The 18,886-nt window shown below is 71.3% G+C and carries 15 protein-coding genes; 4 read left to right on the forward strand and 11 right to left on the reverse strand.

Features of this window, described 5'->3' with window-relative positions; translation table 11 throughout:
* Positions 1 to 6: 6 nt before the first annotated feature.
* Together HJG45_RS20280 and HJG45_RS20285 are read left to right on the forward strand one after the other, a co-directional pair.
* Positions 7 to 1,845, forward strand: a complete 1,839-nt coding sequence (locus HJG45_RS20280; RefSeq protein ID WP_171614436.1) for a 2-oxoacid:acceptor oxidoreductase subunit alpha — start codon at positions 7 to 9, stop codon at positions 1,843 to 1,845.
* The gene (locus HJG45_RS20285) at positions 1,842 to 2,897 is read left to right on the forward strand and encodes a 2-oxoacid:ferredoxin oxidoreductase subunit beta (protein WP_171614438.1); all 1,056 of its coding nucleotides are present in this window, start codon (positions 1,842 to 1,844) and stop codon (positions 2,895 to 2,897) included. The genes HJG45_RS20280 and HJG45_RS20285 overlap by 4 nt, the downstream gene beginning before the upstream one ends.
* A gap of 59 nt (positions 2,898 to 2,956) precedes the next feature.
* On the opposite strand, the gene HJG45_RS20290 is transcribed toward HJG45_RS20285, so the two are convergent.
* The 7 genes from HJG45_RS20290 to HJG45_RS20320 all read right to left on the reverse strand — a co-directional run bounded on the left by HJG45_RS20290 (position 2,957) and on the right by HJG45_RS20320 (position 10,468).
* Entirely contained in the window at positions 2,957 to 4,141 is a 1,185-nt protein-coding gene (locus HJG45_RS20290; protein WP_171614440.1) for a hypothetical protein, read from the reverse strand.
* A 384-nt stretch (positions 4,142 to 4,525) separates the two neighbouring features.
* Complete coding sequence (locus HJG45_RS20295) at positions 4,526 to 4,732, reverse strand: hypothetical protein (RefSeq protein ID WP_171614442.1); 207 nt, start codon at positions 4,730 to 4,732, stop codon at positions 4,526 to 4,528.
* 5 nt (positions 4,733 to 4,737) lie between these two features.
* Entirely contained in the window at positions 4,738 to 5,562 is an 825-nt protein-coding gene (locus HJG45_RS20300) for a sterol desaturase family protein (protein ID WP_217362987.1), read from the reverse strand.
* A gap of 90 nt (positions 5,563 to 5,652) precedes the next feature.
* Positions 5,653 to 6,342, reverse strand: coding sequence for a GntR family transcriptional regulator (locus HJG45_RS20305; protein ID WP_171614444.1), 690 nt, complete (start codon positions 6,340 to 6,342; stop codon positions 5,653 to 5,655).
* Positions 6,343 to 6,591: 249 nt separating this feature from the next.
* Positions 6,592 to 7,887, reverse strand: a complete 1,296-nt coding sequence (locus tag HJG45_RS20310) for a sorbosone dehydrogenase family protein (protein WP_217362988.1) — start codon at positions 7,885 to 7,887, stop codon at positions 6,592 to 6,594.
* 123 nt (positions 7,888 to 8,010) lie between these two features.
* Positions 8,011 to 8,301, reverse strand: coding sequence for a DUF6166 domain-containing protein (locus HJG45_RS20315; protein WP_171614448.1), 291 nt, complete (start codon positions 8,299 to 8,301; stop codon positions 8,011 to 8,013).
* A gap of 19 nt (positions 8,302 to 8,320) precedes the next feature.
* Complete coding sequence (locus HJG45_RS20320) at positions 8,321 to 10,468, reverse strand: acetate--CoA ligase family protein (RefSeq protein WP_171614450.1); 2,148 nt, start codon at positions 10,466 to 10,468, stop codon at positions 8,321 to 8,323.
* A 258-nt stretch (positions 10,469 to 10,726) separates the two neighbouring features.
* Between HJG45_RS20320 and HJG45_RS20325 the strand changes: the two genes are divergently transcribed.
* Together HJG45_RS20325 and HJG45_RS20330 are read left to right on the forward strand one after the other, a co-directional pair.
* Positions 10,727 to 11,980 (forward strand): ABC transporter substrate-binding protein, encoded by a 1,254-nt coding sequence (locus HJG45_RS20325; RefSeq protein WP_171614452.1) that lies wholly within the window; start codon positions 10,727 to 10,729, stop codon positions 11,978 to 11,980.
* 165 nt (positions 11,981 to 12,145) lie between these two features.
* On the forward strand, positions 12,146 to 13,798 hold the full coding sequence (locus HJG45_RS20330) for an NAD(P)/FAD-dependent oxidoreductase (protein WP_171614454.1): 1,653 nt from the start codon (positions 12,146 to 12,148) through the stop codon (positions 13,796 to 13,798).
* A 13-nt stretch (positions 13,799 to 13,811) separates the two neighbouring features.
* On the opposite strand, the gene HJG45_RS20335 is transcribed toward HJG45_RS20330, so the two are convergent.
* Genes HJG45_RS20335 through gcvT form a run of 4 tightly spaced genes read right to left on the reverse strand, consistent with a single transcriptional unit; the run spans position 13,812 to position 18,841 of the window.
* Entirely contained in the window at positions 13,812 to 14,417 is a 606-nt protein-coding gene (locus HJG45_RS20335; protein ID WP_368040644.1) for an NUDIX hydrolase, read from the reverse strand.
* Positions 14,414 to 17,317 carry an aminomethyl-transferring glycine dehydrogenase gene (gene gcvP / locus HJG45_RS20340; RefSeq protein WP_217362993.1) on the reverse strand — a complete coding sequence of 968 codons (2,904 nt, stop codon included), beginning with the start codon at positions 17,315 to 17,317 and terminating at the stop codon, positions 14,414 to 14,416. The genes HJG45_RS20335 and gcvP overlap by 4 nt, the downstream gene beginning before the upstream one ends.
* Positions 17,318 to 17,340: 23 nt before the next feature.
* Positions 17,341 to 17,718, reverse strand: a complete 378-nt coding sequence (gcvH, locus tag HJG45_RS20345) for a glycine cleavage system protein GcvH (protein WP_171614458.1) — start codon at positions 17,716 to 17,718, stop codon at positions 17,341 to 17,343.
* Positions 17,719 to 17,734: 16 nt separating this feature from the next.
* A complete protein-coding gene (gene gcvT / locus HJG45_RS20350) occupies positions 17,735 to 18,841 on the reverse strand; it encodes a glycine cleavage system aminomethyltransferase GcvT (protein WP_368040645.1) in 1,107 nt (368 codons plus the stop codon).
* Positions 18,842 to 18,886 lie beyond the last annotated feature (45 nt).

Here is an 18,886-nt window from a genome sequence, read left to right on the forward strand (position 1 = left end):
CGAGCGATGCCCCGTCAAGCGGTCAACGACTTCGTCGTCAAATTCGCCAATGTCAACGGCTCCGGCTCGGCCAGCGCCAACCAGCTCTTCGCCAAGTCGATCCTGCGCATGGGCATCCCCATCGCTTCGCGCAACATCTTCCCGAGCAACATCCAGGGCCTGCCCACCTGGTTCGAGGTCAGGGTCAGCGGCGAGGGCCATCTCGGCCGCCGCGGCGGCGTCGACCTCATGGTGGCGATGAACCCGCAGACCTGGGACCGCGACATCGCCGAGATCGATCCGGGCGGCATCCTGCTCTATGACAGCACGCGGCCGATGCCCGCCTCGCGCTTCCGCGAGGACATCCAGGTCATCGGCGTGCCGCTGACGCAGATCTGCAACGCCAATTACACCGATGCCCGGCAGCGCCAGCTGCTGAAGAACATCATGTATGTCGGCGCCCTCTCCGCCCTGCTCGGCATCGAGCCGGTGGTGATCGAGCAGCTCCTGGCCGAGCAGTACAAGGGCAAGGAGAAGCTGGCCAAGCCGAATCGCGACGCCTTCCACATGGGCCGCGACTGGGCGCTCGAGCACCTGTCCTGCCCGCTCGGGCTGCAGCTCGAACGGGCCGATGCGGTGGGCGACCGCATCTATGTCGAGGGCAATGCCGCGGCGGCGCTCGGCGCGGTCTATGGCGGGGCGACGGTCTGCGCCTGGTATCCGATCACCCCCTCCACCTCCCTCGCCGAGGCCTTCGAGCGGCACTGCAAGCGCCTGCGCACCGAGCCGGAGACCGGCCGCAAGCGCTACGCCATCGTGCAGGCGGAGGACGAGCTGGCCTCCATCGGCATCGTCATCGGCGCCGGCTGGAACGGGGCGCGCTCCTTCACCGCGACCTCCGGCCCCGGCATCTCGCTGATGCAGGAATTCGTCGGCCTCGCCTATTTCGCCGAGATCCCGGCCGTCATCTTCGACGTCCAGCGCGCCGGCCCGAGCACCGGCATGCCGACCCGCACCCAGCAATCCGACCTGATGGCCGCCGCCTATGCCAGCCATGGCGACACCAAGCATGTCGTGCTGCTGCCCGAGGATCCGCGCGAATGCTTCGAGTTCGGCGCCGCGAGCTTCGACCTGGCGGACCGGCTGCAGACGCCGGTCTTCGTACTGCTCGACCTCGATATCGGCATGAATGACTGGCTCTGCGAGCCCTTCGCCTGGGATGACAGCCGGCGGCTCGACCGCGGCAAGGTGATGACGGCAGGGGCGCTGGAGGAGGGCCGCACCTTCGGCCGCTACCTCGACGTCGACGGCGACGGCATCCCCTACCGCACCTATCCCGGCACGCATCCGAGCAAGGGCGCCTTCTTCACCCGCGGCACCTCGCGCGACCGCTTCGCCAAGTACACCGAGGTCGGCAGCGCCTATGTCGACAACATGCAGCGGCTGCTGAAGAAATTCGACACCGCGAAGTCGCTGGTGCCGCACCCGGTGGAGCGCCGGGCCGCCGAGCCGACCAGCCTCGGCGTGCTCTATTTCGGCAGTTCCTCGGCGGCGATGAAGGAGGCGCTCGTGGCGCTGGAAGCAGATGGCGTGCATCTCGACGCCCTGCGCATCCGCGCCTTCCCCTTCCATGACGACGTGCTGGACTTCATCGCCCGCCACGAGCGGGTCTTCGTCGTCGAGCAGAACCGCGACGCGCAGCTCCGCACGCTGATCATGACGGAGGGGAATGTCGATCCCGCCCGCCTGATTCCCATCCTCCACTACGACGGCACGCCGATCACCGCGCGCTTCATCCGCGCCGCCATCGCCGATCGCGCCTCGACGCTGAAGGTCGTGCCCTTTGCCGGAGCCGCCGCCGAATGAGCTTCCTTCCCAAGCCCAAGCTGCACCATCCGAAGCTGCCGGTGAACGAGCTCGGCTTCACCCGGCGCGACTATGAGGGGGCGATCAGCACCCTCTGCGCCGGCTGCGGCCATGATTCGATCAGCGCCGCCATCATCCAGGCCTGCTGGGAGCTCTCGATCGCGCCGCATCGGGTGGCGAAGATGTCCGGCATTGGCTGCTCCTCCAAGACGCCGGACTACTTCCTCGGCGCCAGCCACGGCTTCAACTCGGTGCATGGCCGCATGCCGAGCGTGCTGACCGGGGCGAACCTCGCCAATCGCGACCTGCTCTATCTCGGCGTCTCGGGCGATGGCGACAGCGCCTCCATCGGCTTCGGCCAGTTCGCGCACAGCATTCGCCGCGCCGTGAACATGACCTATATCGTCGAGAACAACGGCGTCTACGGCCTCACCAAGGGGCAGTTCTCGGCCACCTCGGACAAGGGCTCGAAGGCCAAGAAGGGCGCGGTCAACACCGACGAGGCGATCGACCTGATCGGCATCGCGCTGCAGCTCGGCGCCACCTATGTCGCTCGCAGCTTCTCCGGCGACAAGGCGCAGCTCGTCCCGCTCATCAAGGGCGCGCTGCGGCATCCCGGCCCGGCCTTCATCGACTGCATCAGCCCCTGCGTCGCCTTCAACAACCATGAGGGCTCGACCAAGAGCTACGACTTCGTGCGCGAGCACAACGAGGCGATGAACCAGCTCGACGTCATCCTCGGCCGCACGCCCATCACCACCGACTACGCCCCGGGCGAGGTCCGCGAGGTGACGCAGCACGATGGTTCCGTCCTGCGGCTGCGCAAGCTGCACGAGGATTACGACCCGACCGACCGCGTCGCCGCCATGAACCATCTGCATGAGCGCAAGGCGGCCGGCGAGATCGTCACCGGCCTGCTCTATGTCGATCCCGAGCCGCAGGACATGCATGCGAACCTCGGCACGGTCGACCGGCCGCTGAACGCGCTGGAGGATGCGGCGCTGGTGCCCGGCGCCGTGGCGCTCGAGCGGATCAACGCCGCCCTGCGCTGATCACCGCCGCTTTCGGTGCCCTTCCCCGATCGGGTGTCCCCGCCCGATCGGGACCAACCCTACCGCTTCGTCGCGCAGCCGTTGCGCAGGTAGCCGGATTCCGCCTGCGTCAGGGGCAGGCCCTGCTGGAAGCGGAACACGGCCGCCGCGCAGGCGCGGTCGATGCGCTCGGCCGCCGGCGGCCGGTTGCTGACCTTCTGCGCCCGCGGGCGCGGCGCGGGCGGGGTGGCCGGTGCCCGCGGCGGCAAGGGGATCGGCGATGCCGCCAGGGCGACGGCGATGGGCGCGTCGGCGCCCGTCTCCGCATTGTTGCTGTCGGGCGCCTTCGGCGGCTCGGCCGGCTTCGCCACCACGGGTGGGGAAGGCGGCGCCTCGGCGAGCGGCGCCGCCCGCGGCGGCTCGGTACCGATGGAGGGGCCGGCCAAGGGAGCGGCGGCCGAGGCTCGCGCCGCGGCGAGCGTCGCCTCCAACTCGGCCGCGAGGGCGGCGACCGCCTCGGCGGCGGATGTCTGGGCAGGCCGCGCGGGCGGGTCCGACGCGCGTCGCTCGGCCGGCGCCGCACCGATGCCGGCCGGTGCGGCCGCGACGGATACCGTCCGCGGTGGCTCGGACGGCGCCGGGCTCGTCGTCAGCGTGGCGACCTGCGGCGCCGGATCCGGCTCGGCGCCCGAGAGCAGGATCACGCCGCTCACCACGCCGATGGTGAAGGTGCCGAGCAGCGCCAGGCCCATGCCGAGCCGGCCGCGCCAGGCGGCGGATCGCGCCGGCGGCGGATCGTCAAGGTCGTAGGGCGGCTCGATCATCGCCTTCGGCCGCCGGCCGCGCGGCGCCGCGCCCGGCACCACCCAGGCCGGATCGTCCGCCAGCGCGGCGCGGGCCGCGGCGATCCAGGCGCCCTTGCCCGGCACCGTCAGCGGCGGCAGCTCGGCGAAGCCCTGCGCCATGATGCCAGGGAGGCTGCGCCAGGCGGCGGCTTCGACGCGACCGTGCCAGACCGGTAGGTAGCCAGGAAAGGCCGGCCAGAAATAGGCGGCGCCGAGGGCCTGGCGCAGCCGCGCCTCGGCGCTCGGCGTGACATTCGGCGAGACGTCCAGCAGCGCGATCCCCGAGGTCGGATGCGCCAGGGCCCAGCAGCCGGTGGGAAAGGAGGATTTCGCCATGCCGGCGCGGCAGCGCCCGAGCATGACCCAGCCTTCCGGCAGGGCTCCCAGCAGGCCGGCATCGTCCGTCGATTGCTGCGACATGGCCCCGGGGGGATGCAGTCCTGACTCCTTGCTCAATTCCGGACTCCCCGCTTCCCACCCTCCCGCTTTAAGCGCGAGAACCGCCAGATGGGATTGAAATGACGTGATAGCGTCAAGAAGGATCGCAGCTGTGACCTTGCCGCCCTCACCGCGGCGACCTCCCGCCGGCAGGACATTCGGACGGTCGGACAGGCTGTCCTGAAATAGCCGTGCCTGTAGTCCCTCTCTGCCGCGCCCGACATTTTGCAGTGCAGCACGTTGCTGGCTGCGAATCGCGGCATCGCATGCAGCAGCATTAACCTTCACATACGCCGCGGGCAAATCCCGGCCATGCGTCAGGACTCGTTCTTGCCGAAGATGCTGCCGGAGGGAACGGTGCGCCGCCTAAAGGTCAGCGCGCCAGATCCAAAGGCCGATAAGGCCGCTCACCACGCCGCCGAGGATGGCGGTGCCAAAGCCGCGCAGGCCGAGATCGCCCGTGAGGGCGAGCCAGAGGATGAAGACGCCGATCGCCACCGCGATGCCGCCGATGAGCGAGGCGCGGGACGTCTTGATGGCGCCGCCGTCGAGCGGCGCGAGCTTCGCGGCCATCGCCGTCACTCCGCCGGCATCAGGCCCGGGCGCGGCATGCCGGCCCGCGGGTCGTCGAGCGTGTGCCGCACCCGCTTGAGGTCGCCACGGACGAAGCGCGCGTCATAGCCGTTGAGCAGATGGCCGAGCAGCCCGCGCCGGAGATCGCTGGTGCCGAAGAGCCAGTCGGCGATCGGATAGGTCAGGTTGAAATTCCGCTCCATCATGATAGCCGTGTTGTGGTGCGCGGCATGGTGGCGGCGGATGGTGTTGATGAAGGGAATGTGCCTGACGATCCGGTCATCCTTCACATGGCAGCAGAAGTGGAAGAACTCGTAATTCAGGTAGAGCGCGGTGTTGGTGATCAGCAGCAGCCAGCCGGCATCGGGGAAGCCGAGCGCCTGCAGCAGCAGGGCCGGCAGCAGCGACATCGCCAGGAAGGTGATGAGGGCATAGGGCGGGAAGAAGACGATGCGGAAGTCCCGCGCATTGTCGATGGTGTATTCGTGCTCGGTGAAGAACTGATGATGCGCCAGGGTGTGGCGCTTGTAGATCCCCATGAAGCCCTTGCAGGGGCGATGCATGACGTATTTGTGGATCCACCATTCGAAGACATTGGCGGCGACGAAGGCGACCGGCACGACCAGCCATTCGTACCAGGCCGGCGCCACGATCTGCCGCGCGCAGTACCAGATCGCGGCACCGCCGATGGCGTAGATCAGCGCGACATGCGCCCAGCCGTGATAAAGCCGCCCGATCCGCTCGCGGAAATCGGCCCGGAACGCCTGCTGCCGCCGCGAGAGACGCTCCCGCTTCAGGGCGGCGGTCGCCTGTGCCGTGGTGCCGTCCATCGCATTCTTCCCCAGGGCAGGATGTCAGTCTGATATATCAGACTGCATCGCCGGGGGTCAAGGCGGCCCCGCCCGGCCTGGCGCGCGGCGTCACTCCGAAGCGGCGAGGGCCCCGCGGGTGAAGGCCTCGATGAAATCGATCAGCGCGTCGGAGGCCGCCGCCGCCGCCGCCGCATCGCCCGCGGCGATGGCCCGCGCCAGGGCGGCATGTACCACCGCGGATTCCCCGAAGCCCGAGGCGCGCCGCGAATGCATGAACCAGAAGCGGCGAGACAGGCCGTGCAGCAGGGCCATGGCGGCGGCGGCGAATTCGTTGCGCGCCGCATCCAGCACCAGCAGGTTCAACTGCCGGTCCAGCCGCAGGAAGCCGGTCTCGTCCGCCGCCGCCGCGGCCTGCTCCATCTCCCCGGCGATCGCCAGGAACTGCGCCCGCTGCGCCGCATCGGCCCGCTGCGCCGCGGCGCGGGCGGTCAGCCGCTCGATCTCGCGCCGCACCTCCAGCAGCCGGAGCTGCTCCGCCACATCCACCGCGGCCACGACGATGCCGCGGCGCGGCAGGATATGCACCAGCCGCTCCCGCGCCAAGCGCTGCAAGGCCTCGCGCACCGGGGTGCGGCCGAAGCCGACCCGGCCGGCGATCTGGGCCTCGCTCACCACCTCGCCCGGCGGCACCTGCAGGGTGACGATCGCTTCCTCGATCGCGCGATAGGCCTGCTCGGTCAACGTGGCATCCGCCTCCGGCGGCCGGCCGCGGCGCGGCAGGGGTGTGGTGTCAGGCATGGCACAGCCTATGCGGGAAATCTGGCGTCACGCGCCCTCCATGCATTGACAGACGAACGACCATGGGACACCCTAGGTCCCGCGGGAGATATATCACCGCATCAGAAAAAGCCGAGTTTGGGGAGGTCAGGTAGCGGGCCGCGCGGGCGGTTTCCAGTTGGGGGCGATGGCTCCCGACGGAACGCCCTGCGTGGCCCGTTTGCTTTTCGCGCCGCGGCAGCGTCCCCATCCGGGCGCGGCGCCGGTTTGTTACCCGGCGGTCACGCGCCAGACGACATTGCCCACGTCATCGGCCATCAGCACGCTGCCATCCGGGCCGAGGGTCACGCCCACCGGGCGGCCGTAGGATTCGCGCTCGTCGGGCGCGAGGAAGCCCGAGAGGATGTCCCGCGCGGGCCCGGCCGGGCGGCCATCGGCGAAGGGCACGAAGACCAGCTTGTAGCCGCTCAGCGTGCTGCGGTTCCAGGAGCCGTGCTGGCCGATCGCCATGCCCTCGGGGAAGCCGGGCAGCGTGCCCGCGGGCAGCCAGCAGAGGCCTAGGGAGGCCGTATGGCCGCCCAGCGCGTAGTCCGGCGTGATGGCCTTCGCCACCAGGGCCGGGTCCTGCGGCACCCGGTCATCGACCGTCCGCCCCCAGTAGCAATAGGGCCAGCCATAGAAGCCGCCCTCGCGGACCGAGGTCAGGTAGTCCGGCGGCGTCTCGTCGCCGAGCCCGTCGCGCTCGTTGACGACGGTCCAGAGCGCGCCGGTCGTCGGCTCCCAGGCCATGCCGACGGGGTTGCGCAGGCCCGTGGCGAAGGGGCGCAGCCTGCCGCTCTCCAGGTCGTAGGCGTGGATGGCCGCGCGGCCCTCCTCCACCGCCATGCCCTCATCGGCGATGTTGGTGAGCGAGCCGACGCCGATATAGAGCGTCCGCCCGTCCGGGCTCGGCAGCAGGCTGCGCGTCCAGTGCCCCCCGGGCTTGAAGCGGGCGAGCACCCGCCCCGGGCCGGCGAGCCGCGTCGCGCCCGGCTCATAGGGGAAGGCGACCAGGCCGTCGGTGTTCCCGACATAGAAGGTGTCGCCGATCAGCGCCATGCCGAAGGGCTGGTTGAGATCCTCAAGGAAGGCGTGCCGGGTCTCGGCGACGCCGTCGCCATCCTCGTCCCGCAGCAGCGTGATGCGGTTGGCGCTGACGCCCATGGCGCCGGCACGCTGCATCGTGCTGACCATGGCGTAGTCGAAGAGCGAGCGAGGCGACCGCGTGACGCTGGTGGCCTCGGCCACCAGCACATCGCCATTGGGCAGCACCTGCAGCCAGCGGGGATGGTCGAGATCGGCGGCGAAGGCGTTGACCCGCAGCCCGGGCGCGGCTTCCGGCACCTTGCCGGCCGGCCAGCCCCGAGCCGAGGGCATCTTCAGCGTCGGCAGGCTGCCCTGCGGTCGCGGCTGCGGGATCGCCGGCGCATCGCCCCAGGCGGGATCAGGCGCGCCTTGCGTGAGCCGCCGGGCCGTCAGGGCCGCGCCGCCGACCACCGCGACGATGCGTGCAAACGCCGAAGACATGCTCAATGGCCCCTACTCCCGCTGCCTCGCCGCGACGGCCCCGCGCAGGCGGATGCGCGGGCCCCTCGACCGTGTAGCGCCGTGGCATCGGGACGGCCACGGGGGGGCAGGCGATGACAGCCCTCAGCCGGCCGGCAAGGCCGCCGCGATCTCCTCGCTCGTCAGCATCCAGGCATTGTCCAGCTCGGCGACCACGCGACGCATGAAATCCTCGGTCAGGGCCAGGGCGCGCGCCGGATCGCCGAGATGGTCGCAGAGCAGGGCGAGGGCGAGCTGCCGCGGCCCGTCGCCCTCATAGGTCCATTCGAAGCCCATGGGCGAGAAGGTCTTCACCTCGAAGCGCGGATCGAGCGGCGCGCCGTCCACCGTCACCTGCGCCCCGCCGAGGCCGCGGCCGCCCTCGTAGATCTTCATCGAGCCCCGTCCTCCGTCTTCAGCCGCCGGCGCGGACCAGCCCGTCCACGGCGAGGCATCCCCAGTCGCCGGCGATCAGCGGGTTCACCTCGGCTTCCTCGATCCGCTCCCCGGCCGCGGCGAGCAGCACCGAGAAGGCCGAGACCGCGCGCGCCGCCGCCGCGATATCGGCCTTCGGCGCGCCGCGGAAGCCGTCGAGCAGCGGGAAGCCCTTCAGGCTGCGCAGCATCGCCTCGGCCCGGGCCGGGCTCACCGGCGCGATGTCGAGCGCCACGTCCTTCCACAGCTCGGCCTGCACCCCGCCGGTGCCGACCAGCACCAGCGGACCGAACTGCCCGTCGCGCCGCCCGCCGAGGATCAGCTCGACGCCGCCGCGCGACATGCGCTGCACCAGCACCCCGTCCAGCCGCGCCGAGGGCGCGTGTCGCCGGGCGGAGTCCATGATCTCCGCGAAGGCCGCGCGCACCGCCGCGGCATCGCCGAGGCGAAGCCGCACGCCGCCGACCTCAGTCTTGTGCGCGATGTCCGGGCTGTCGAGCTTCAGCACCACCGGGAAGCCGAGCGCGGCCGCCGCCTCGGCCGCCGCCTCGGCGCTCGCGGCGCGGCGCTCCTCCACGACCGGCACGCCGACGCGGGCAAAGAGCGTCTTGGCCTCGGCCTCGGTCAGCACCGCGCCCTTCCCCGGCAGCGCCGCCAACGCCTCGGCCAAGCCGGCGGGCGCCTCGGGCTCGCCCGCGGGCGGCGTCGCGTAATGCTCCTGCCAGAGCCGCACGGCATTCATCAGCCGGCGCATGGAGCGAAATAGCGGCACCACCGGCGAGGCATCCGCCGCCACGGCGCCCGGGCCTTCGAGCTGCTCCGGGATCCAGGCGACGATGATCGGCTTGCCGCACTGCTCCGTCAGGCTGGCGATCTCCGCGATGCGCGAGGGCGTGGTCTGGTAGTGGGAGTAGACCTGCGGATAGACGATGACGCCGTATTGCGGGTCGGCGGCCATGGCCAGCACGCATTTGCCGAAGCTGGTCGGGTCGCCCGCCGCCTGCGCCGTCAGGTCGCAGGGGTTGCGCGGCGCGCCGAAGTCCGGGATCGCCGCTTCCAGCACCGCCTTGGCCGCGGCGCCGGGCTGCGGCATGGCGAGGCCCAGCGCCTCCGCATGGTCGGCGGCCATGATGCCGGCGCCGCCCGAGGCGGTGACGATGGCGACGCCCGGCGCCTTCGGCTGGCCGGCCTTGGCGAAGAGGCCGGCGGTCTCGAGCAGCGCGTCGAAATCCTCCACCTCCACCATGCCGGCGCGGCGGAAGGCGGCCGACCAGGCGGCGGCGCTGCCGGCCAGCGAGCCGGTATGCGAGACCGCCGCCGCCGCCCCGGCCTCGCCGCGGCCGAGCTTCAGCGCGACGATCGGCTTGCCCGCGCGCCGCGCCGCATCGCCCAGCAATTGCAGCCGCCGCCCGTCGCGCAGGCCCTCCACCGCCAGCGCCACGGCGCGGCATTCCGGCATGGAGAGCTGATAGGCGGCGAGGTCGCAGACATCGAGATCGGTGGCGTTGCCCGCCGTCGTCATGTGGCAGACCGAGAAGCCGCGCTCGGCCGCCTGCATCAGCGCGTAGCCGAGCGCGCCGGACTGGCTGGTGATGGCGACGCCGCCCGCCGGCGCGGTGAGGCGGGCATATTCCGGCATGAAGGTGACGCCGGCCTTCAGCACATGGTCGACGATGCCGAGGCAGTTGACGCCGACGAGTGGCAGGCCGGCCTCACGGCAGCGGGCGCGCAGCGCCGCCTCCTCGGCGACGCGGTCCGGCAGGCCGGTCTCGCCATAGCCCGAGGCATAGGCGATGACGCCGCCAGCGCCGCGGCGGATGCAGGCCTCGACCGCGCCCATGAGCTGCTCGCGCGGCAGGGCGATCAGCACGCAGTCCGGCGCCTCTGGGATGTCGTCGAGGCTGGCGAAGCAGGGGCGGCCATGCAGCTCGCGGCCGGCATATTTCGGGTTCACGCCCCAGACCGGCCCGGCGAAATTGGCGAGGTTGGTGACGGTGCGGCCGCCGAAGCGCGTCGGCTCGGCCGTCACGCCGATCACCGCGACGCTGCGCGGCGAGAGCAGCCGCCGCAACACCGCCGCGTCGCGCAGCGGCTCGGGTGCCGAACCGCCAGAATCCCGTCCGGTCATGCCTTGCTGCTGCAATCGTCCCTCCCAGGCCCCGCGCTGCGGCGCGATCTTCTTGCGACACCATTCTCGCGACACGGGCAGCCTAGACAGGGTGCGTCGGGGGTCAAGCCGCTGGCTGGAGGGTGATGCGGCGCGGGATGTTCCAGGCGCCCGGAATCCGTCACTCTCGCCGCCGCAACGGCTGCCACCCCCGCGGGCTCCGCGCCCCGGGGCCAGCCCAATCACGCCCCCATCATAACCAAGGAGGACCGGGACCTCATGCTCCACCGTCGGAAGGCGCTGCTCTGCGCCAGCCTCATCGCCCTGCCCCTGGTACTCCCCTGGGCCACGCCCCGCCCGGCCCAGGCCCAGGCGCAGCCGCCGGCGCATCTCTCGGACGAGGTGGTGCGCATCGGCGTGCTGAACGACCAGAGCAGCGTCTATGCCGATATCGGCGGCCAGGGCTCCGTCGCCGCGGCGCGGCTGGCGGCGGCCGAGTTCGGCAACAAGGTGCTCGGCCGGCCGATCGAGATCGTCTTCGCCGACAGCCAGAACCGCGCCGACATCGCCTCCGCCACCGCCCGGCGCTGGATCGACAGCGAGCGGGTGGACGTGATCGCCGACGGCTCGGCCAGCTCCTCCTCCCTGGCCATCCAGGAGGTGACGAAGGAGAAGAAGAAGGTCTTCCTGGCGAGCGGCCCGGCCACCTCCGACCTGACGGGCAAGTTCTGCAGCCCGACCGGCTTCCACTTCACCTACGACACCTACGCCCTGGCCTACGGCACCGGCCGGGCGCTGACCCAGCAGGGCGGCAACACTTGGTTCTTCATCACCGCCGACTACACCTTCGGCCATGCGCTGGAGCGCGACACCAGCGCCTTCGTCCGCGACGCCGGCGGCAAGGTGCTCGGCTCGGTGCGGCACCCGCTGAACACCGCCGACTTCTCCTCCTTCCTGCTGCAGGCCCAGGGCTCGCGCGCCAAGGTGGTCGGCTTCGCCAATGCCGGCACGGATTTCGACAACGCGCTGAAGCAGGCGGCCGAGTTCGGCCTGGTGAAGGGCGGCCAGCGCATGGCCGGGATGCTGGTCTTCATCAGCAACATCCATGCCCTCGGCCTGCCGGTGACCCAGGGGCTGGTGGCGACGACCAGCTATTACTGGGACCGCGACGAGCGGACGCGGGACTGGCACAAGCGCTTCGCCGCCGCGCATGGCGGCCGCGCCGCCACCATGGTGCAGGCCGGGACCTATTCGGCGGTGCGCCACTACCTGCGGGCGGTGGAGGCGGCCGGCACGGATGAGGGCGAGGCCGTCGCCGCCATGATGCGGCGGATGCCGGTGCAGGACATGAACAACGACAATGTCCGCATCCGCGAGGATGGCCGGGTGCTGCACGACATGCTGCTGGTCCAGGCCAAGGCGCCGGGCGAGAGCAAGAACCCCTGGGACTACTACCGCATCCTCACCCGCATCCCGGGCGAGGAGGCCTTCCGCCCCCTGGCGCAGAGCGAATGCCCGCTGGTAAAGCGGTGACGAAACCCTCAACCCATTGAAAAGATTGGAATCTTGCGGCCGGCCACCGATCGCCGGCCGCAAGATGAGTTGACAGGCGGGGCCGCTTCATGCCCCGATATAGTTAGCTTGCGATCTATGATCCGCCAGAGATCAGAAACACAGATCTATTGCCCGGAGAGAGGAATGGCCGAGACCAGCCCGCCCAGGAAGCCCCTGCCCACCCGCCTGGATGCCGTCATCGTCGGTGCCGGCTTCGGCGGCATGTACATGCTGCACCGGTTGCGCGGCCTCGGCCTCTCGGCCCGCATCCTCGAGGCCGCGGACGGCGTCGGCGGCACCTGGTACTGGAACCGCTATCCCGGCGCCCGCTGCGACGTCGAGAGCATGCAGTACTCCTTCTCCTTCGACGAGGCGTTGCAGCAGGAATGGCAGTGGAGCGAGCGCTTCGCCGCCCAGCCGGAGATCCTGCGCTACGCCAACCACGTGGCCGACCGCTACGACCTGCGCCGCGACATCCATTTCGAGACCCGCGTCGCCAGCGCCCGCTACGACGAGGCCGCGGATCGCTGGACCGTCACCACCGAGGGGGGCGAGGTGGTCTCGGCCCGCTTCTGCATCATGGCGACGGGCTGCCTCTCGGCGGCGCGGCTGCCGGACATCCCGGGCATCGCCAGCTTCGGCGGCGAGACCTACCACACCGGCTACTGGCCGCATCACAAGGTGGATTTCAGCGGCAAGCGGGTGGCGGTGATCGGCACCGGCTCCTCGGCCATCCAGGCGATCCCGGTGATCGCCGCCGAGGCGGCGCAGGTCACGGTCTTCCAGCGGACGCCGAACTTCTCCATCCCCTCGCGCAACGCGCCGATGGATGCAGAATACGAGAGCTGGTGGAAATCCGACTACGCGGCGAAGCGGCGGCAGGCGCGCATGATGCGCACCGGCATCCTCTACGACATCAACCCGCAATCGGCGATCGAGGTGGATGAGGCGACGCGCACCGCGGAATACGAGCGGCGCTGGGCCAATGGCGGCACCGCCTTCATGGGCGCCTATCACGACCTGATCCTCAACAAGGCGTCCAACGACACGGCGGCGGAGTTCGTCCGCAGCAAGATCCGCTCGATCGTCAAGGATCCGGAGACCGCCGAGGCGCTGGCGCCGAAGGATCACCCGATCGGCACCAAGCGCATCTGCGTCGATACCGATTACTACGAGACCTACAACCGGCCGAACGTCGCCCTGGTCAACCTGCGCAAGACGCCGATCGAGACCATCACCGAGACCGGCATCCGCACCAGCGACCGCACGCGCGAGTTCGACGTCATCGTCTTCGCCACCGGCTTCGACGCCATGACCGGGGCGCTGCTGAAGGTCGATTTCGAGGGACGCGGCGGCCGCCGCCTCTCGGCGGAATGGGAGCACGGGCCGCGCAGCTATCTCGGCCTGATGGTCGCGGGCTTCCCCAACATGTTCATGATCACCGGGCCGGGCAGCCCCTCGGTGCTCAGCAACATGATCGTCTCCGTCGAGCAGCATGTGGAGTGGATCACCGGCCTGCTCGGCCATATGCAGGCCCGCAACCTCACCCGCGTCGAGGCGACCGAGCAGGCGCAGGAGGAATGGGTGCGGCACGGCATGGAGGTGGCGGAGAAGACGCTCTATCCCTCCGCCGCCTCCTGGTACATGGGCGCGAACATCCCGGGCAAGCCGCGGGTCTTCATGCCCTATATCGGCGGCGTCGGCACCTATCGCGAGACCTGCGACGCCATCGCCGCCGAGGGCTATCGCGGCTTCGCCCTGGCCGGCGAGAAGGCGCCCGCCGCCGCGGCGGAATAGAGGGCGGCGGGCCTCAGAAGGACAACCGCCCGGCGGCCCGCAGCGCCAGCAGCAGGCCGCCGAGATGCATGGCATGGGTGAAGCGGCCGGCCGCCGCGCCGGACAGTGCCTCGGCGGCGGGCAGGAGCACCGTCTCCAGTTCCTCGCCGGCCTCGCGCGCCAGCGGCCCGGCCACGACCGCGCCCTCGGCCAGCACGACATGCAGGCGGTTGCTGTTATGCGCCGGGTCCGACCAGAGCGAGGCCACCAGCCGCAGCCGCGCCGCGGCATAGCCGGTCTCCTCCCGCAGCTCCCGCGCCGCCGTCGCGCAAGGATCGGCATCGCCGGCATCCATCACACCACCCGGCGGCTCCAGCACCCAGGCCTTCGCCCCCTGCCGCCATTGCCGCACCAGCACCATGCGGTCGTCCGCTGTCAGCGCGACCACCAGCACCCAGTCGGGATAGGTCATCACCCAATAGGGGTCGAGCACCGCGCCCTCGCGCGTCTCCACCGCCTCGGCATCGAGGTCGAGATGCCGGTCGCGCACCACCGCGCGGCGGGAGAGCAGCCGCCAGGGGCGCTCCGCCTCCGGCAGCGGTCCCGCCGGCCAGCCAGCCGGCGGGGTCTCCTCCGTCACTCCGCCGCCTGCAGCTGCATCTGCTGCGCATAGTCCTCGAGCGGCGCGCAGGTGCAGACCAGGTTGCGGTCGCCATGGACATTGTCCACCCGCTTCACCGGCGGCCAGAATTTATGCGCCCGCACGAAGGGCAGCGGGAAGGCGGCCTGCTCGCGGCTGTAGGGATGCGCCCAGTCCGCCGCCATGACCTCGGCCGCGGTGTGCGGCGCGTTCTTCAGCGGGTTGTCCACCTTATCGGCGCGGCCCTGCTCCACCGCCCGGATCTCGGCGCGTATGGCGATCATGGCGTCGCAGAAGCGGTCCAGCTCCTCCTTCGGCTCGCTCTCGGTGGGCTCCACCATCAGCGTGCCGGGCACCGGCCAGGACATGGTCGGCGCGTGGTAGCCGTAATCCTGCAGCCGCTTGGCGATGTCCTCGACCAGCACGCCGCCCCCCTGCTGGAAGCCGCGGCAGTCGAGGATGCATTCATGCGCCACCATGCCGCGCCGGCCGCGATAGAGCACCGGGAAATGCTCCTCCAGCCGCCGCGCCACGTAATTGGCGCTGAGGATCGCGACCGAGGTCGCGCGCGTCAGCCCCTCGGCGCCCATCATGCGGATATAGGCGTAGGAGATCGGCAGGATCGCGGCCGAGCCGAAGGGCGCGGCCGAGACCGGGCCGTAGCCCGTCGCCGGCCCCGCCTCGGCGAGCAGCGGGTGGTTCGGCAGGTGCGGCGCCAGGTGCGCCGCGACGCCGATCGGCCCGATGCCCGGGCCGCCGCCGCCATGCGGGATGCAGAAGGTCTTGTGCAGGTTCAGGTGGCAGACATCGGCGCCGATCGCCGCCGGGCTGGTCAGCCCGACCTGCGCATTCATGTTGGCGCCGTCCATGTAGACCTGGCCGCCATGCCGATGGATCAGGTCGCAGATGCCGCGGATCTCCTCCTCGAACACGCCATGCGTGCTCGGATAGGTGATCATCAGCGCCGCCAGCCGCGCCGCATGCTGCTCGGCCTTCGCCTGCAGGTCGGCGAGGTCGACATTGCCCTCCCGGTCGCAGCCGACGACGACGACCTTCATTCCGGCCATCACCGCGCTGGCCGGGTTGGTGCCATGCGCCGAGGCGGGGATGAGGCAGACATCCCGCCCCGTCTCGCCGCGCGCCCGGTGCCAGGCGCGGATCGCCAGCAGCCCGGCATACTCGCCCTGGCTGCCGGCATTGGGCTGCAGCGAGACGGCGGCGAAGCCGGTGACGGCGCAGAGCCAGCGCTCCAGCCGCCGGATCATCTCGATATAGCCCTCGGCCTGCGCCACCGGGGCGAAGGGATGGATCTCGGCGAAGCCGGGGAAGGTGATCGGGATCATCTCCGCGGTCGCGTTCAGCTTCATCGTGCAGGACCCCAGCGGGATCATGCTGCGGTTCAGCGCGACGTCCTTGTCCTCCAGCCGCTTCAGGTAGCGCAGCATCGCATGCTCGCTGTGGTGGCTGTTGAACACCTCCGCGCCGCAGAAGCCGCTCCGCCGGAGGAGCGAGGCCGGCGCGCCGCCCTCGGGCGCGAGGCCTTCCAGCGCGGCGCCGCCGAGCAGCACGGCGAGCGTCGCCAGCTCGGCGCGGCTGATGGTCTCGTCGAGGGCGAGGCAGACCAGCCCGCCCTCGCGGCGCAGGTTGAAGCCCTGCGCCAGCGCCGCCTCGACCAGCGCCCCGGCGCGCTCCCCCGCCTCGATGGCGATGGTGTCGAAGAAGGCGCCGTGGCGCAGCGCGAAGCCGCCCCGCCGTGCCGCCGCGGCGAGCAGCCGCGCCTGCAGCGCGACCCGCCCGGCGATGCGCTTCAGCCCCTCCGGCCCGTGCCAGACCGCGTACATGCTGGCCATCACCGCCAGCAGCACCTGCGCGGTGCAGATGTTGGAGGTCGCCTTCTCGCGCCGGATATGCTGCTCGCGCGTCTGCAGGGCGAGGCGCATGGCCGGGCTGCCGGCGGCATCGACCGAGACGCCGACGAGCCGCCCGGGCAGCAGCCGCTTCAGCCCGTCCTTCACCGCCATGTAGGCGGCATGCGGCCCGCCATAGCCGAGCGGCACGCCGAAGCGCTGGGTGCTGCCCACCACCACATCGGCGCCCATCTCGCCGGGCGGCGTCAACAGGCAAAGGGCGAGCGGGTCGGCGGCGACGATGGCGAGGCCGCCGGCGTCATGCGCCGCGGCGATCTCGGGCGCCAGATCCCGCAGCTCGCCGGTGGTGCCGGGATATTGCAGCAGCACCGCGAAGGGCTTTTCCGAGTCGGCCCGCGCCGCGATCTCGGCCGGCGGCACGACCACCACCTCGATGCCAACCGGCTCCGCGCGCGTTCGCACCACGGCCAGGGTCTGCGGGTGCAGGTCGGCGGCGGCGAGCAGGGTGCGGCCCTTCGCCTTGTGCGCGGCATGGGCCAGCGCCACCGCCTCGGCCGCCGCCGTCGCCTCGTCGAGCAGCGAGGCATTGGCGACCGGCAGGCCGGTGAGGTCGGCCACCATGGTCTGGAAATTCACCAGCGCCTCGAGCCGCCCCTGGGCGATCTCCGCCTGGTAGGGCGTGTAGGCGGTGTACCAGCCGGGATTCTCCAGCACGTTGCGCAGGATCACCGGCGGCACATGGGTGTTGTGATAGCCGAGGCCGATGAGCGACTTCACGCGCCGGTTCCGCTCGGACAGCGCCCGCAGCTCGGCGATCGCCTCGGCCTCGGTCGCCGGCGGCGGCAGGGCCGAGAGATCGGCGCCGGCGATCGAGGCCGGCACGGTGCGCGCGGCCAGCGCCTCGAGGCTCGGCACCCCGACCAGCTGGAGCATGGCGGCGATGTCCTCAGGACCGGGGCCGATATGCCGGCGGGCGAACTCGCCCTGATCCTCGAGCGCCGCGAGGGCGTCGAGCGGCGCCCTCTCCGCCATCATCCCGTCCGGGGCGCCGAGGCTCATGCCTCGCTCTCCACGAAGCGGGCATAGGCCGCCTCGTCCAGCAGCGCCGCGATCTCGGCCGGGTCCTTCGGCTCGATCTTGAAGAACCAGCCCTGGCCGGCGGGGTCCTGGTTGATCAGCGCCGGGTCCTCGGCGAGGGCGGCGTTCACCTCCACCACCCGGCCGGCGATCGGGGCATAGACGTCGGAGGCGGCCTTCACGCTCTCGACCACGGCGCAGGCCTCGCCGGCCGCGACCTCGCGGCCCACCTCGGGCAGCTCGACGAAGACCACGTCGCCGAGGGCGTTCTGCGCATGGTCGGTGATGCCGATCACCGCGGCGTCGCCATCCTGGCGCACCCATTCATGGTCCTTGGTGAATTTCAGCTCGGACATGGCGCGGCTCTCCGGATCAGCGCTTGTAGCGATGGGGAACGAAGGGGGTGGGGGCGATGCGGGCCGGCAGGGCCTTGCCGCGCACCATCAGGTCGAGCGGCGTGCCGTCCTCGGCCTGCGCGCGCGCGACATAGCCCATGGCCATCGGGGCGTTCAGCGAGGGGCCGAAGCCGCCGGAGGTGACCTCGCCGACCGGGCCGCCATCGGCGGCATGGATCGGGGTATGGGCGCGGGCGGGCTGCCGCCCCTCCGGCCGCAGGCCAACGCGCAGCCGGGCCGGGCCATCGGCCAGCTCCTGCCGCACCCGCGCCGCGCCGGGGAAGTCCCATGCCATGCGCCGGCGCTTGCCGATCGCCCAGGTGAGCGCCGCCTCCACCGGGCTGGTCGTCTCGTCGATATCGTTGCCGTAGAGGCAAAGCCCGGCCTCGAGCCGCAGCGAGTCGCGGGCGCCGAGCCCGGCCGGCTGCACGCCCGGCTGCTCCAGCAGCAGCCGCGCCAGCGCCTCGGCCCGGTCGGCGGCGACGCTGATCTCGACCCCGTCCTCGCCGGTATAGCCGGAGCGCGAGGCGAGCACCGGGATGCCGCCGATCTCCGCCTCGGCCACCCCCATGAAGGAGAGGGCGGCGAGCGCCGGGGCGAGGCGGTCCAGCAGCCCGGCGACGGCCGGGCCCTGCAGCGCCAGCAGGGCCCGCTCGGGCAGCGGGCGCAGGGTGACGCCGGCCGGCAGGGCGGCCTCGATCAGCGGGAAGTCCTGCGCCTTGCGGCTGGCATTGACGACGAGGAAGAGCCGGTCGCCGAGATTGGCCACCATGAAGTCGTCGAAGATGCCGCCCGCCTCGGTCGTCAGCAGGCCGTAGCGCTGGCGGCCTGGCTTCAGCCCCTGGATGTCGGCCGGCGTCACCCGCTCGAGCGCCGCGGCCGCGCCCTCGCCGCGCAGCTCCGCCTGGCCCATATGCGAGACGTCGAAGAGCGCCGCGGCGCTGCGGCAGTGCAGGTGCTCGGCCATGATGCCGGCCGGGTACTGCACCGGCATGGCATAGCCGGCGAAGCCCACCATGCGCCCGCCGAGCGCGCGATGCAGGCCGCCGAGCGGCGTTTCGAGCAATGTGTCCGGTTCTGCCACGGTCCCCCCTGCCACGGCTGCGTGGCGCGAGTTGCTGCTCCGTGG

It is taken from the genome of Roseicella sp. DB1501 (genome assembly GCF_013112485.1).
Taxonomy (GTDB): Bacteria; Pseudomonadota; Alphaproteobacteria; order Acetobacterales; family Acetobacteraceae; genus Paracraurococcus.